The 15231-nt window shown below is 62.2% G+C and carries 16 protein-coding genes; 10 read left to right on the forward strand and 6 right to left on the reverse strand.

Annotation, left to right across the window (positions count from 1 at the left end; all coding sequences use genetic code 11):
* The first annotated feature begins 67 nt into the window (after positions 1–67).
* A complete protein-coding gene (locus tag HX824_RS23005) occupies positions 68–343 on the forward strand; it encodes a hypothetical protein (protein ID WP_003219667.1) in 276 nt (91 codons plus the stop codon).
* Here the strand turns inward: HX824_RS23005 and HX824_RS23010 are convergent.
* Positions 334–2049 carry an amidase gene (locus HX824_RS23010; protein ID WP_008436013.1) on the reverse strand — a complete coding sequence of 572 codons (1716 nt, stop codon included), beginning with the start codon at positions 2047–2049 and terminating at the stop codon, positions 334–336. The genes HX824_RS23005 and HX824_RS23010 overlap by 10 nt on opposite strands.
* 152 nt (positions 2050–2201) lie before the next feature.
* On the opposite strand from HX824_RS23010, the gene HX824_RS23015 reads away from it, so the two are divergent.
* Entirely contained in the window at positions 2202–2507 is a 306-nt protein-coding gene (locus tag HX824_RS23015) for a putative quinol monooxygenase (protein ID WP_008436012.1), read from the forward strand.
* An 86-nt stretch (positions 2508–2593) separates the two neighbouring features.
* On the forward strand, positions 2594–2848 hold the full coding sequence (locus HX824_RS23020) for a hypothetical protein (protein ID WP_003219674.1): 255 nt from the start codon (positions 2594–2596) through the stop codon (positions 2846–2848).
* A gap of 14 nt (positions 2849–2862) precedes the next feature.
* Here HX824_RS23020 and HX824_RS23025 read toward each other — a convergent pair whose 3' ends face one another.
* Complete coding sequence (locus HX824_RS23025; RefSeq protein WP_177055124.1) at positions 2863–3663, reverse strand: SDR family oxidoreductase; 801 nt, start codon at positions 3661–3663, stop codon at positions 2863–2865.
* Positions 3664–3783: 120 nt separating this feature from the next.
* Here HX824_RS23025 and HX824_RS23030 point away from each other — a divergent pair, with 120 nt between their 5' ends.
* Both HX824_RS23030 and HX824_RS23035 read left to right on the forward strand, forming a co-directional pair.
* Positions 3784–4308, forward strand: a complete 525-nt coding sequence (locus tag HX824_RS23030) for a MarR family winged helix-turn-helix transcriptional regulator (protein ID WP_177055125.1) — start codon at positions 3784–3786, stop codon at positions 4306–4308.
* 74 nt (positions 4309–4382) lie between these two features.
* The gene (locus tag HX824_RS23035; RefSeq protein WP_003219678.1) at positions 4383–5711 is read left to right on the forward strand and encodes an LLM class flavin-dependent oxidoreductase; all 1329 of its coding nucleotides are present in this window, start codon (positions 4383–4385) and stop codon (positions 5709–5711) included.
* Positions 5712–5973: 262 nt separating this feature from the next.
* On the opposite strand, the gene HX824_RS33000 is transcribed toward HX824_RS23035, so the two are convergent.
* The 3 genes from HX824_RS33000 to HX824_RS23050 form a co-directional block, all read right to left on the reverse strand.
* Positions 5974–6495: a hypothetical protein gene (locus HX824_RS33000; protein ID WP_177050013.1), complete on the reverse strand. Its 522-nt coding sequence runs from the start codon at positions 6493–6495 to the stop codon at positions 5974–5976.
* 61 nt (positions 6496–6556) lie between these two features.
* Complete coding sequence (locus HX824_RS23045; protein WP_008436005.1) at positions 6557–7195, reverse strand: helix-turn-helix domain-containing protein; 639 nt, start codon at positions 7193–7195, stop codon at positions 6557–6559.
* Positions 7196–7199: 4 nt separating this feature from the next.
* Complete coding sequence (locus HX824_RS23050) at positions 7200–7358, reverse strand: hypothetical protein (protein WP_003219684.1); 159 nt, start codon at positions 7356–7358, stop codon at positions 7200–7202.
* Positions 7359–7574: 216 nt separating this feature from the next.
* Here HX824_RS23050 and HX824_RS23055 point away from each other — a divergent pair, with 216 nt between their 5' ends.
* A complete protein-coding gene (locus HX824_RS23055; RefSeq protein WP_177055126.1) occupies positions 7575–9722 on the forward strand; it encodes a TonB-dependent receptor domain-containing protein in 2148 nt (715 codons plus the stop codon).
* A gap of 51 nt (positions 9723–9773) precedes the next feature.
* Here the strand turns inward: HX824_RS23055 and HX824_RS23060 are convergent, their stop codons facing one another.
* Positions 9774–10085 carry a hypothetical protein gene (locus tag HX824_RS23060; RefSeq protein ID WP_102605590.1) on the reverse strand — a complete coding sequence of 104 codons (312 nt, stop codon included), beginning with the start codon at positions 10083–10085 and terminating at the stop codon, positions 9774–9776.
* A gap of 174 nt (positions 10086–10259) precedes the next feature.
* Here HX824_RS23060 and HX824_RS23065 point away from each other — a divergent pair, with 174 nt between their 5' ends.
* From HX824_RS23065 to HX824_RS23080, 4 genes are all read left to right on the forward strand, one after another.
* The gene (locus tag HX824_RS23065) at positions 10260–10805 is read left to right on the forward strand and encodes a sigma-70 family RNA polymerase sigma factor (RefSeq protein WP_102605591.1); all 546 of its coding nucleotides are present in this window, start codon (positions 10260–10262) and stop codon (positions 10803–10805) included.
* Entirely contained in the window at positions 10802–11746 is a 945-nt protein-coding gene (locus HX824_RS23070) for a FecR family protein (protein WP_134326913.1), read from the forward strand. Before HX824_RS23065 ends, HX824_RS23070 begins: the two co-directional genes overlap by 4 nt.
* An 89-nt stretch (positions 11747–11835) precedes the next feature.
* Positions 11836–14325 carry a TonB-dependent siderophore receptor gene (locus tag HX824_RS23075; protein ID WP_032899465.1) on the forward strand — a complete coding sequence of 830 codons (2490 nt, stop codon included), beginning with the start codon at positions 11836–11838 and terminating at the stop codon, positions 14323–14325.
* A 224-nt stretch (positions 14326–14549) separates the two neighbouring features.
* Complete coding sequence (locus tag HX824_RS23080; protein ID WP_003219694.1) at positions 14550–15188, forward strand: hypothetical protein; 639 nt, start codon at positions 14550–14552, stop codon at positions 15186–15188.
* The last annotated feature ends 43 nt before the right edge of the window (positions 15189–15231 follow it).

The following is a 15231-nucleotide window of genomic DNA, read 5'->3' on the forward strand; positions in this document are numbered from 1 at the left end:
TGCAGCGCTTGAAACGCCACCCCTCTGGGCCATAGCCTCACGCTTTTCCTGACACTGAGGCCCGGCATTGGGTAAGCGAAAAACGGTTTGGCCCACGGAGCGGGAAGTTCGACTGCGCTTTATCCTGCTGGCAATCATTGAAACGGCCTGTATTCGGGGCGTTCCCCTCGAACGCCTGCTGCTTTCATACATACTGTTGCGCAACAAGCCGACCCAGGAGCAACTTTGGGAGGCCATCAGCGATTGCCTGCTCCTCGATGAGATGCGTGGCTTTCGATTTGAACCCGGGTCGGAAGCCGATCGGTTGATGCGCAAGATCAGCAGCGAAATCAATCAGTCCTGACGAGCCACCAGCGCCGGCGTGCGCGGCGGCACCAGGCGCTTGCTGCCCGTCGACTCATAGGCCGATGCCAATCGCAGCAGCGCCGAATCGTCATACGCCCGGCCGGCAAATGTCAGCCCCACCGGCATGCCGATGTCGGCCATGACGCCCATGGGCACCGTCACTGTCGGCACGCCCAAATGGCGGATGGCGAGGTTGCCGTTGGCGACCCACACTCCGTTGCTCCAGGCGATATCCGCCGACGCGGGATTCACATCCGCATCCGCCGGACCTACGTCGGCGACTGTCGGAAAAATCACCGCATCCAGCCCCAGGTTATCCATCCAGTCTTCAAGGTCGATGCGTCGTGTCTGTTCCAGGCCGCGCAGGCCGTCGGGCACGGTGCTGATCCTGTCCCACGGCGTGATGCCGCGCTCGGCCATGCGCACGTATTCGTCCATGCCGGCGGCCAGGTCGTCTTCGCGGTTGGGCAGGGTGCCGGGGTCGTGGGGGAAGATCTTCGGGCCGTCGACATCCGCCAGGCGGTTCAGCGCAGGGTCGCCGTTGGCCCGCAGGAAATCATCGAACGCCCAGGCCGACAGTTCCCACAATTCATCGTGGAGGAATTCCTTGGAGACCAGGCCTCGGGTAAACACTTTCGGTGCGCCCGGGCGATCGCCTTCGCAATTGGAGACCAGCGGGAAATCCACCTCGACCACTTCTGCGCCGGCGGCTTCAAGTGCCTTGCGCGCAGCTTCCCAGAGCTCGATCACCGAGGCCCGGGTTTTGATTGGCTGGCCAGTAGGGCCGCCGATTCCCGGGGCGTCGCTGGTGCCTGCCTCGGGGTCGGCATTGATGTACATGCGCGGCACGCCGAAGCGTTTGCCAGCGAGTGCATCGCCGGTCGCGGCCAGGTCTGCGTAGGACTGCGGGCGTACCGAGGCGACGCCGGGGATTGGCACCCAGGGTTGCATCCGCCACAGGTCGCCGCGTGTGTCGGGGTCTTCTGCGACCACGACGTCGAGCACTTCAAGCAGGTCGGCCATGGTCCGGGCGTAAGGCACGACCACGTCCATGGTCGGGGTCAGCGGCCAGTTGCCGCGCACCGAGATCACGCCACGGGACGGGGTGTAGGCACACAGGCCATTGTTGGACGCCGGGCCGCGCCCGCTGGACCAGGTTTCTTCCGCCAGGCCAAACGCCGCGAAGCTCGCCGCAGTGGCCGTGCCGGCGCCGTTGGAGGAGCCCGAGGCGAACGGTGCGGTGAGGTAGTCGGCGTTGTACGGGCTCTCGGCCCGGCCATATACGCCGCGCTGCATGCCGCCGTTGGCCATCGGCGGCATGTTGGTCTTGCCCAGGCAAATGGCGCCTGTTGCCCGCAGTCGCTCGATGGTGAACGCATCGCGGTAGGCAACCAGGTTCGCGAAAGCCGGGCTGCCGGAAGCGGCGGTGAGGCCCTTGACCAGGTAGCTGTCCTTGGCTGTGTAGGGAATGCCGTCGAGCGGGCCCAGGGTTGTGCCGCTGGCCCGGCGTGCGTCGGATGCCCGGGCTTCCTCCAGCGCTTGCGGGTTGCGCACCACCACCGCGTTGAGCGCGGTGGCAGTCGTGGGGGCGTCGTAGGCGTCGATCCTGGCGAGGTAAGCCTCGACCAGTTCAACCGCCGTGGTCTGGCCGGATTCGAGCGCAGTGCGCAGCTGGGCAATGGAAACTTCGGTTACTTCGATCACGTGGTTATCGCCGGGTGCAGAAAAGGGGGAGGGCTTGAGTGCTGACTCAATCCAATCAGTGAAAGTAGCTTACTGATAGATTTTTCATAGCGCCAGAGAATGGCATCCCTTACTGTGGCGCCTCAATTTCCTTATCGATAACGGTGCTGTTTATGTCCGATGAAGTGCGGCTTGTCGTCATCATCAATACCCAGCCTGGCCGGGGTGCGGACCAGTTGGCGTCCTTTGCCGGGCTCGCTCCGCTGGTCCGGGCCGAAGCCGGTTGTATCCAGTACGACCTGCATCCGGTCGAGGGCAACAGCGACAGTTTTGTGTTGATCGAGACGTGGGCTTCAAAGGCGGCGCTCAAGGATCACCACGCAGCGCCGCACATGCTGGAAGCCGCGAAGCACAACCCGACATTCCGTGCGGGCCCCTCCAACGTATTGGTGCTGGAACCTGCCGTCCAGGCACGTTGACTTCAACCCGGCAGCTCAAGGGTTTATCATTGCCCCTTCATTTTTTGCTGCCCGGAAAGATTTCGATGTTGTTTACAAGGACTGTCATGGCGAGCGCACTGCTCGCCGTTCTGGCCACCCAGGCCCACGCGTCCAGCCTGGACCTGACCTACGAGGCACCTGTCCTCAGCGCTGTACCGCTCACGCCGCAGGCTGAGCCCAAACCGCGCTTTCCGGTCAAAAGCCTTGCGCCGGTGACCGTGGAAAACAGCTGCACCGGCCGCGAGTGCACCTACGAAGGCGACATCAGCCTGCCCCGTGAGGAGCAGACTGTGCGGCGCATTTCCATCGGTATTCAATAAAGCCGGCTGGCGCCTCAGACAATCCCATACCGGGGCGCCGGCTTGCCTGTTTGCGTGGCCGCAAACAACGCACCACGCGCCGCATCATAGGTCTCCCACAACGAACCATCGGCCACCGACGGCCAGGTGATCGTCTCACCCTGATCCAGCCCGGCCAGTGCCGCGTCCACCAGGTTTTCGGTGGTCATGACCGACTCCTGTTGCAGGGCGGAAAGCGGAATGCCCGACGCGTCCCAGATCTCGGTAGCGGTGGCTGCCGGCAACACGATCTGCACCTTCACCCCGGTTTCCGCCAGTTCCGATTGCAAGCCACGGCTGAATGCCAGGACATAGCTCTTGGTGCCGCTGTACACCGAGCTGACCGGCAGCGAGTGCACGCCCAACACCGATGCCACGTTGATGATCAAGCCTTCATTGCGCACCAGCATGCCCGGCAGCGCCGCGTGGGTCAGGCGGGTGAGGGCGGTGATGTTCAGGGCGATCTGGGTCGTGGAATCCTCGACCGAGGATTGAGCCAGCGGATGCAGGCGGGCCAGGCCGGCGTTATTCACCAGCACCTGGATCGCCGGGTTGCCGGCGAGCAGGCTTTCAACACGGGCCAGGTCCGCGGGGTTTACCAGGTCGGCGCCGATGGTCTGGACCTGGCGCCCGTAGGCTTGAGTGATCTTCGCCGCCAGGGCTTCGAGGCGGTCTTCACGACGGGCGACCAGGATCAAGTCGTAGCCGCGGGCTGCCAATCGGTCGGCATACACGGCGCCAATACCTGAAGAAGCACCCGTGATCAGGGCAATTTTTGTGGAAGTAGGGATCGACATGAACGGCTCCAATAGATGAGTACTCAACCAATATTGTTGAGGGCTCAAGTTATAGGCTTGGCGTTTGTCCTTGTCAATGGTTTAGTACTCAATCATTCTACCGGCATGGAGGATCTGAAAATGCCAACACACAAGACTGACAAGCCTGATGCCCGTGCCGACCTTTTGAGCCTGCTGGGTGACGTGGCATGCACCAACAACGCACTGCGCCGTGCCGCCCGGCGGCTGGGCCAACTGTATGACGAAGCGCTGGCGCCGATTGGCCTGAAGGCTACGCAGGTCGGCTTGCTGGGTGAAATCGCCCGGTGGGCGGCGGTGGATGAGCAGGCAGGGCCGACGTTGCAGGAGCTGGCCGGACGCCTGGCGATCCTGATGTCGGCGCTGACCCATGCGATGAAGCCGCTGGTGCGCGACGGGATTGTCGAGCTGCGCCCGGATGCCCTGGACAAGCGCACCAAACGCTGCGTGCTCACGCCCAAGGGCGAAGCCCTGTTCAGTGAGGCGCTGGTGTATTGGGCGGCGGCCAATAACCGGGTAGAGGAGGTGCTGGGGCATGAGTCGGCCGCGCAGCTACGGGGCATGGCAGACCATGTCGCCTCCGAAGAATTTCTGGCGGACTACAACAGCCGATCCGCGCAGGCATAAGCCAGATCCTTTGGTTATTAGACAGACGCCGTTCGCCCATCCGATGCTGGGCCCCTCTCGATCAGGGGCTTTCCATGACCACTCAACGCCAACTGAAGCTGGGCGCGTTCATGCGTCCGGTCAGCATCCACACCGGCGCCTGGCGCTATCCCGGCGCTTACCGTGACGCCAACTTCAACTTCACGCACCTCAAGCAGTTTGCCCAGACCCTGGAGAAAGCGCGTTTCGATGCGTTCTTCATGGCCGACCACCTGGCCCTGCTCAACATGCCCATCGACGCGTTGAAGCGCAGCCACACCGCCACCTCCTTCGAACCGTTCACCTTATTGTCGGCCCTGAGCCAGGCCACCGAGCACATCGGCCTGGTAGCCACGGCCTCGACCACCTACGACGAACCGTTCCACATTGCCCGGCGCTTTGCGTCCCTGGATCATTTGAGCAACGGCCGCGCCGGCTGGAATATCGTCACCACTGCCAACCCGGATGCGGCGCAGAATTTCGGTCTGGAGCAGGCCTATGCCCACGACGAGCGCTACGCCCGTGCGCGGGAGTTCTACGATGTGGTCACCGGGCTCTGGGACAGTTGGGCCGATGATGCCTTCATCCGCGATGCCGACAGCGGTGTGTACTTCGACCCCGACAAGCTGCACACCCTCAATCACCAGGGCCGCTACCTCAATGTGCGCGGCCCGCTGCACATTGCCCGCCCGGTGCAGGGCTGGCCGGTGATCGTGCAGGCCGGCGCCTCGGAGCCGGGCCGGCAATTGGCGGCAGAAACCGCCGAGGTGATTTTCGTGGCGCCCGGCACGCTCGAGGAAGGGCGTAAATTCTATGCCGATATCAAGCGCCGGATGCTGGCGGTGGGGCGGCATCCCGACCATCTGAAGATCTTGCCCGGGGCGTTTGTGGTGGTCGGCGATACGCTGGAAGATGCGCGGCGGATTCGTGCGCATCTCGACAGCCTGGTGCATTACGAAAGTGCGATTGCCTCGCTGTCGATCGCGCTGGGTACCGACGCGACGAAGTTTGATCCCGACCAATACCTCCCGGCGATTCCCCAAACCAACGCCAGCCAGAGCTCCCGCGAACGGGTACTGGCGCTGGCTGATCGCGAACAGTTGACGGTGCGCCAATTGGCCCAGCGTCTTGGCGGTTATGCAGGTCTCTCGTTTGTCGGCACCGCCCACAGTATTGCCGATGAGATGCAGCAGTGGCTGGAAGAAGAGGGCAGCGATGGCTTCAACATCATGTTCCCGTGGCTGCCGGGCGGGCTCGATGACTTTGTGGCCAGGGTGGTGCCCGAGTTGCAGGGGCGCGGGATCTTCCGGCGCGAGTACGAAGGCTCTACCCTGCGGGAAAACCTCGGACTGCCGCGTCCGGCGAACCGCTTCTTCGCCGAATGAGCGGGTATTTCTACCGTGGTTAGATCGTTTATTTCCTTCTGATTGGGGGCTATTCCCCAATCGCATATCCATCGCGCCGGTTTGGCCCTGATAGCGGAGCCGGCCGGCGTGATCACGTCAAAGCATCTGTCATCGCGGAATTATCCGCTGCCGCGCCCCGGGAAATCCCCATGCAGCGTCTATTCCTGCTGCTGGGCCAGCGTCTTGCGCCGTTGTGCGGCCTCTCTAGAATCGGCCCCAGAACTTACTCATTTCCTGTCGATTACGGAGTTTCGAAGATGATGAACGCCATGCAGATGCCAATGAACAACGCGATGCCGATGATGCCGATGATGGGCATGCCGATGATGATGGCAACCATGACCTGCAAGATGACCGACGAGGCCATGATGTGCACCATGATGCCGGCCGCTGGCATGGACATGGCGATGTTCAAGAATAACGCCGAAATGATGGCGATGATGATGAACTGCGGCATGCCGATGATGATGCAGTGCGCCAACATGTCGATGATGTGCATGTCTGAAGACGGCATGGCGATGATGAACAGCATGTCGACCATGAACATGCCGATGATGATGCCGATGGGCATGCCTATGCCGATGATGAAGTGCGTCATGGAATGCAAGATGGAAGCCGACTGCATGACCTGCAAGATGATGCCGATGCCTGGCATGAGCATGGACATGATGAACAACTGCTGCATGCTGATGATGAAGATGATGAACGACTGCGCCATGCCGATGATGATGAGCTGCAACGGCATGCCGATGATGTGCTGCACCTGCTGATTGGTTTGGCGTGAAATCTAAAAAGCCCCGGCGAGTGCCGGGGCTTTTTGCGTTTCAGTCCAGGCGTTCCGGGTAGGTGATCACCAGGAACGCCACCGCCTCACTGTCTGCGGGGTTGCGATAGCGGTGGGGCTGGTCGGCGTAGAACAGGATCGAATCACCGGTGGACAGCAGGTAGCGTTCCTCGTTGACGCTGACTTCCAGCACGCCCTGGGCCACCACCAGGTTTTCCTGGATCCCGGGCCCGTGACCTTCTGAAATCTCCTCGCCGAGGGCCTTCAGGCGTATCTCGTAGAACTCCGACTGGCGCGCCATATCGTAGGGAAACAGCGCCCGGCTGATGAAGCTGCCATCGGCGCTCACCAGGCGTTTGCTCTGTTGCGCCGGCAGCAGCTCAACCCCTTCGAACGCTCGATTTTCCAGGAACGCCGCCACCGACACTTTCAAGCCTTTGGCGATCTTGCACAGCACCTTGATCGACGGCACGCTGCGCCCGGACTCGATCTGCGCGAGCATCGCCCGGCTTACGCCGCAGTTGCGCGCCAGGGCATCCAGCGACAGGTAGCGTTTACTGCGCAGGCGCTGCAGGTTCTGCGCGACGCACTGGCCGATGGCGTCATCGTCGCCGCTGTTGCAGTCCTTGGGTTTGGTGGGGAGGTCGGGCACTTCGGGTATCGCGTGCAAGAAATTCATGGCCTCACGCCCGGCGGGTATCGCTGGACGTGGTGACGTGTGCGGTAAACAGCGCGACCCCGGCCCGTGCCGCATACATCGCCCACATCAGTTCAGCCGCTGCGCGAGCCTGGCGGCGTTTGCGGTGGAGGGTGAAATCGATGACGGTGGCGGATGTTTGCATGACGTAAATCTCTGGGGACTCAATGGCTCTACAGTAATCGGTGCCGCTTATTTCCATAAATACTGAGTTTGCATTTGGTAATTCTATTTTGGACTTAACGCCGATGGGGGCCTGTGCGTTCATCAACGGTGACCCGCCGCGCTTCACGGGCTTCCCACCACAGACCTTGTGCCGGACCGAGCCCGTCGCAAAAACGAATTCCAAGGATTTACCCCCATGCCCCCCGCGTTTCCGTTCACCTCCCGAAAAGCCTGGCCCTTGCTGGGCTTTGGCGCCGCCCTGAGCTTCAGCCCGGTTTCCCAGGCCGACGACACATTGCAACTGGCACCCGTCGAAGTCAGCAGCGCCGAACTCAGCGCCGACGAACTGGCCCAGACCCAGCTCAAGAGCGTTCCCGGCGCTACCAACTACATCGACATGGGCAGCGTCGATCAGGGGCGGGTGAGCACCAACGAGGACGTATTCAAGTACCAGGCCGGTGTTTATGCCAAGGCGGCAAACAACGAAGGGGTGAAGCTTTCGATCCGTGGCTCGGGTATCAACCGGGGCCCGGGCGCCCACGCTTCTGGCCTGTATGAAACCTTCGACGGCCTGCCACTGACCGGCCCGGGTGGCACGCCCTACGAACTCAAGGACCCGTTGTGGCTCAGCCGCGTTGAAGTGCTGCGTGGCGCCAACGGTTTTGACCAGGGCGCATTGGCCCTGGGTGGGGCAGTCAATTACGTGACCCACACCGGCTACGACGCGCCCAGGCTGCAAGTACGCTACGAAGCCGGCAGCCATGGCTACGGCCAGCGAGAGATCAGCTCGGGCCAGGTGCTGGGGGATGCCGACTACTACATCAGCCTCACCGACTCGCAATACGACGGTTTCCAGGACCACAGCGCCGGCAGCGGCAAGGGCATCGCGGCCAACTTCGGCTACCGCTTCAACCCCGACCTGGAAACCCGCTTCTACTTTCGCTACCGCGAAACCGACAACGATTCCCCCGGCAAACTGACCCGCGACCAGATCAGCCACGACCCGCGCGCCGCCGCCAGCCTCAACGTGGCGCGAGACTCGAAACGCACGCAACCGGGCTCGACCTGGATCGCCAACAAAACCACCCTGCACCTGGACGACAACGCCCGGGTCGAGGTCGGGCTGGCGTATCACGATTATCCGATGGACCTGCGCGAGGGCACCAACCGTCTCAAGGTTGCCTACACCGACGTCAGCGGCACCCTGAATTACATCCGCCAGGACACATTGTTCGGGCGTGACAGCAAGACCACCCTCGGCCTGCGCACCACCCAGGCGATGCCGAACAACGGCGGCTCGGAATTCGTGCGGATCCCCACCGGCAATACGGCGGGCTACACACCCGGCACCAGGACCCGCGACTACAGCTACCTGGGTTCGGACACCGTGCTGCATATCGGCAATGACCTGGAACTGCTGCCGGACCTGTGGCTGACCACCGGGCTGGCGGCGATCTACACCCGTCGTGAAACCGAAGTCAGCTACCCGCAGACCCACACACCCGTCAGCCAGCAAGATTGGGATTACGCGCCAAGGGTTGGCCTGCGCTACGACTTCAGCCCCCAATTGCAGGTGTACGGCAACCTGAGTCGCTCGGTGGAACCGCCCCATGCGTGGTCGATGATCTGGGGTTCCAACAAGTACTTCCCCGTGGGCAGCGGCCCGGCCAGCGGTTTGCAACGTGAAGGGGTGAAGCTGAAAAACCAGACCGCCACCACCCTGGAAGTCGGCGGTCGCGGTGAAGCGTGGTTCGGTCAGTGGGACCTGGCGTTGTACCGCTCCGAGGTGCGCCACGAACTGCTCAGCGTCGAAACCCAGGCCGCGACGTCCACCACATCCGCAATAATCGCCGAATCCAACGCCAGCCCAACCGTGCACCAAGGCCTGGAGCTGAGCCTGATCAGCCCGCTGTGGGACGGTGGCCGCACGGGCCAGCTCGCCCTGCGCCAGGCCTACACCTACAGCGACTTCCACTACCGCAACGACGACCGCTTCGGCGACAACACCTTGCCCGGCATCCCCAGGCACTACTACCAGGCGCAATTGCGCTACAGCCACCCTAGCGGTTTCTACACCAGCCTCAATGGCGAACATTCATCGCGGGTCGCGGTGGACTACGCCAACTCCTACTACGCGGCGGCCTACACACTGCTCGGCGCGACGCTCGGGTACGACGCGCCGAAGCACGACTGGCAAGCCTGGGTCGACCTGCGCAACCTGACTAACCGGCGTTACGCGAACACAGTCACGCCGGGTTATGACGACAAGGGGCTGGATGTGGCGCGGTCGACGCCGGGGGATGGCATGGGGGTTTACACCGGGGTTTCCTGGAGCTGGCGTTAATCCATAAAGTGTTTGATGCTGGCAGTGGGTGATTGCTGGCAAAGGGCACGTTCAGCGAACGAAGGCTGCATGCACCAGGCGCTGCAGCTGCGTTCGCTCCCACAGGCTCATCAGATCGAGCGGATTGGTGCCGTAACGTTGCCAGGTGTCCAGTGAACCTTGCCTGTTATCCGGTGCAATACAGCGCAGGCAGCACTCCAGAGCCGTCCCGCAGGTTGACAGCGTGACCTGCCAGCCGTCGATGTCGACAACCATTTGCTCGTCGCTGGAGCTGACGGGTTTCAGCGTTCGAACCTCTAATGCCACGTCCTTGAGCAGTTGATAGGCCTCGCGGGTAGAGACCGTGTTGGCGAAGGTTGTCATGCGTGATGTCCTTGTATGAGTCGCAGAAGTGTCGCGTGCGCACTGGTCGCTTTCAAGGTGGGCACAGCAAGTCGCAGATTCGTTGCAAGCCATCACTCCATCCTTGCTCCCCCTTCGTTTTACTGTCATCGTTCGCGCAATTGGTAATCTTTCTTGTTTGAGAAATTTTTGCGCATGCATGACTTTCCTGTAGCTGATGGTGATACAACCCGTCGCCAGCAGACCATCACCACCCTCTACAGCGACCATCATTCCTGGTTGCACGGTTGGCTGCGCAAGAAACTCGGCTGCTCGCAACATGCCGCCGACCTGGCCCACGACGCGTTTATCCGCATCCTGCTGCTGGCCGACCCCCATACCATCAAGGAACCCCGCGCCTTCCTGGCCACCACGGCGGGGCGCTTGATGATCGATGGTGCGCGTCGGCGGCGCATCGAAAAGGCCTACATGGAAGCCCTGGCGATCCAGAGCGAAGATGCCGGGATGCCGGACCCGGCGGCGATTCATGTGGCACTGCAGGCCCTGGAACGCATTGCCGAAATGCTCATCGGCCTGCCCGCCAAGGCCCGCGAGGCATTCCTGCTCAGTCGCCTCGACGGGCTGACCTACAGCGAAATCGCCGAACAACTGCAGGTGTCTTCCAGCACCGTGAAGAACTACATCTCCAGTGCGTTGGTGCATTGCTATCACACCCTGCACGGGGCGGACCCGCTGTCGTGAGTTCCGAGCAGATCATCAGTGAAGCCGCCCGCTGGCTGACGTTGTTGCACGACGACCACGTGACCGAGGCCGACCGCGCGGCCTTCGAGAAATGGTGCCAGGCCGATCCACGGCATGCCGTCGCCATCGAGCGCATGCGCAGCCTGTGGGGCAGCCTCGACGAGTTGCCCGCCGCCCCGGCGCGCATGGCCCTGAACCGTGCATTTGCCCCACAGAAAACAAGGTTTGCCGCCCGTAGCACCCAGGCCGTCGCGCTGTTGGGTGTGTTGCTGTGCGGCTGGGCCGGGATTGAGCGCCTGCCGGTGTGGATGGCCGACCAACGCACCAGCGTGGGCGAACGGCGCCAGGTGGCACTGACCGATGGCAGCCAGGTACAGCTCAACAGCAACTCGGCACTGGACGTGAAGTTTGACGGCCACCAACGGGTGATCGAACTGTTGCAGGGCGAGATGTGGGTCGAGGTGGCCAAGGACGCGCAACGGCCGTTCGTGGTGCACACCGACCAGGGCACGGCCACGGCGTTGGGCACGCGGTTCCTGGTGCGCAAGGCCGAGGATGGCGCGACCGTGGTCACCGTGATCGAGTCCACCGTGGCCGTCAAAGGCACCGTTGCGGGCGACGTGAAAGTGCCGGCGGGGCAGAAGTCCACGCTCCAGGACGGCCGTGCCGGCACCCCACAACCCATCGGCAACGCCGACCCGGACGCCTGGACCCGTGGTTTGCTCAAGGTCGACGACCAACCCCTGAGCGAGGTCCTGCAAACCCTCGCCGGTTACCGCCATGGGCTGGTGCGCTTTGATCCGCAGGCGCTGCAAGGGATGCGCGTGTCCGGGGTATTCAAGCTCGACGACACCGGCGCGGCCCTGGCGTCGCTGGCGGATAACCTGCCGATCAAGGTCGAGTACTTCACCGATTTGGTGGTGGTGATCAAGCCTCGGTAAAAAGTCTGAATAAAAACTGCTCTCATTCATACCCGATTTTCCGACATGGCCGTCATGACTAATAGAACCCCCATTTCCCAGGACTTCTCATGTCGCGCCTTGCTCGTCCTTTACAGCCATTGACCCTTTCAGTGGCGATGGCGTTTGCCGCCGTACCCCTGCTGACCGTTCAAGCGTCCTACGCGGCTGAAAGCGCTGCGTTCTCCATTCCCGCCGGTGACCTGAGCCAGGCCCTCAACAGCCTCGCCGAACAGGCGGGCCTGGTATTGGCCTTTGATTCGAGCCTGACCCGCGGCAAACGCAGCAATGGCCTGAACGGGCAATACAATACCGACGCCGCCCTGGCCCAAGTGTTGGCCGGCAGCGGCCTGCAAGCCCTGAAGATCGCCGACGACCGCTACCGTCTCGAAGCCATCCCGCACACCGATGGCGCCATGGAGTTGCAGGCCACCACCATCAGCGGCGCATACCAGTCGGAAAGCCCCACCGGCCCGGTGTCTGGCTACGTGGCCACCCGCAGCCTGTCGGGCACCAAGACCGACACCGCACTGATCGAAACCCCGCAGTCGATCTCCGTGGTCACCAAAGACCAGATGCGCGCGCAGAACGCCGAGAGCCTCAACCAGATCCTGCGCTACAGCGCTGCCGTGATCCCGGAAACCCGTGGCTCCACCGCCTCGCGTCTCGACCAGTTGACCATCCGTGGCTTCACCCCGGCGACCTACCTCGACGGCCTGCGCATGCCGTCGAGCCGGGATGCCTTGCCGCAAAAAGACGCCTTCGACCTGGAGCGCGTCGAAGTGCTGCGCGGGCCCGCGTCGGTGCTGTACGGGCAGGGCACCCCCAGCGGCGTGATCAACATGGTCAGCAAACGCCCGCTCGACACGCCGTTCCATGAAGTCGGCGTCGAGTACGGGACCTTCAACAAGAAGCGCACGACCTTTGACTTGAGTGGCCCGCTGGACGACCAAGGCGTGTATTCCTACCGCGTTGCCGGCCTGTTCGACGATGCCGACGGGCAGATCGAGCACACCGAAACCCGTCGCCAGTCCCTGTCCAGCGCCTTCACCTGGCGCCCGGACGAGAATACCTCGCTGACCTTGCTCGGGCACTTCCAGAAGGACCCCAAGGGCGCGTCCTACGGCTCGATGCCAGCCTGGGGCTCGGTGCTGCACAGCCCGACGGGGCGCAAGATCGACGTGGATTTCTACGACGGCGAGAAAAACTTCGAGAAGAGCGACCGCGAGTATTACTCCATCGGCTACGCCTTCGAACATCACTTCAACGATGTCTGGACCGTGCGCCAGAATGCGCGCTACCTGCGCAGCGAAGGGCAATACCGCAGCCTCTACAGCAACTACCTGGAGAGCGATTACCGCACCATCCGCCGCTCGACCATCGCCAGCGACGTGAACATCGACGCCTATGCCCTCGACAACCAGTTGCAGGCCAAATTCGACACCGGGCCGTTGCAGCACACCGTGCTGATGGGCGCCGACTACCAGAACACCAGCACCGACACCAAGTCGGGCAGCGGCGTGTACACGGCAGGGCCTACGCTGGATATTTTCGACCCGGTCTACGGCGCGGCCGTGCCGGTGCCGGCCTACACCAGCGACGCCACCTCGCGCAGCGAGCAAACGGGGGTGTACCTGCAAGAGCAGATGAAGTGGGACAAATGGGTGCTGTTGATGGGCGGGCGTTATGACTGGGCCAGCACCGACAACAGTACCCTGGCGATGACCACCCAGAAAAAGACCAAGTCGTCCCAGGACAGCAAGGCCTTCACCGGCCGCCTGGGCCTGGTCTACCTGTTCGATAACGGCCTGGCGCCGTATGTCAGCTACTCGGAATCCTTCCAGCCGCAATCCGGCACGGGCTACGGCGGTTCGACGTTCCAGCCGACCGAGGGCAAGCAGACGGAAATCGGCATCAAGTACCAGCCGCCGGGCAGCAACAGCTTCATCACGGCTGCCATTTTCGACCTCCGCCAGACCAACGTACCGACGCTGGACCCGGACGCTTCCCACCTGTGCAACGGCTCGCGTTGCCAGATTCAGGACGGTGAAGTGCAATCCCGCGGGTTTGAACTGGAAGGCAAGGCCAGCCTGAACGACAACCTGGATATCACTGCGGCCTATGCCTACCTGGATAACCGCATCAGCAAATCCAACAACACCGTGCGTTATGCGCCCATCAGCGACATCGGTGTCGGCCCGGCCATTGCGGCCGAAGGCACCACCACCTACGCGGTGCCGCGTCATACCGCGTCGGCCTGGGCGGATTACACCCTGCACGACGGCACGCTGAAGGGCTTCGGCGTAGGCGCCGGTACGCGCTATGTCGGTTCTTCCTGGGGCGATACCGCCAACACCCTGAAGGTGCCGGGCTACACCTTGTTCGATGCAGCGGTGCACTACGACATCCCGCACATCAATCGTCAGGGTGACAACCTGCGCCTGGCAGTGAACGCCACCAACCTGGCGAATAAAGAGTACGTCGCGTCCTGCTATTCCTACTCGTGGTGCTGGTATGGCTCGCAGCGTACCGTGCAGGCCAGTGCGACCTATCAGTGGTAAACACCCATTTACTGTAGGAGCGAGCTTGCTCGCGAAGAACCTGAGAGCAGCGCGCTAAGCCAGACACGCTGCGTTATCGTTAACGATTTTCGCGAGCAAGCTCGCTCCTACAGTGATCGTCAGTATTTTATGGGAGGTGGCCTTTTAACATCGCCGCCCACTCTTTATCATCCGCCCCCAGCAACTCCGGCCATGGAGACGCTCCATTCACTAAGGAAGTCGTAATGCACATTGGAAAAATGCTGGGGTTGGCCCTGATCACGTTGTCGATGGGCGGCTGCGCCAGCTTCACGAAAGACGAAGTGGCACCCGTCACGCTGCCATCGAAGGCCAGCTACGCCAACAAACCGAACGTCTACGTAGACTTCAAGTTCTACCAGGGCGAGCCGACAAATGCCGCCGCGGCCGAAGTCCCACAAGCGCGTGAGATGCTCAAGCCACAGCTGCAGAAAGTCCTGACTGACTCCGGCCTGTTTGGTCGCGTGACCCTGGATGAATTCCAGAAGCAGCCAGGCGATTACAGCCTGCGCCTGAAGGTCTACAACCATCCACCGGGTGGCGGCCAACTGGTACTGGCCTTTATCAGCGGCTTTACCTTCACCATCATTCCGGCGCTGGGGACTGATCAGTACACCATGAAGCTGGAATCGGTGGACGCACAAGGCCAGGCACTGAGCACCGGCTCCAACCACGACTCGATCAATACCTGGATGGGCATCTGGTTCATCCCGTTGATGGCCAATACGCCGAAAGACGCGGTGACCGATACCTTCACCCGCCAGGTCAATGCCCTGCTCAAGCAAATGGTCGACGGTAATAACCTGAAGTATTCGGCGCTGGATGCCGGCGTGCCACGGGCGTGACACGTAACTGAACGTTTGAAACAGCTGCGAGGGCAGGGTGGCC

Source organism: Pseudomonas sp. D4002 (assembly GCF_013385665.1).
GTDB lineage: Bacteria > Pseudomonadota > Gammaproteobacteria > Pseudomonadales > Pseudomonadaceae > Aquipseudomonas.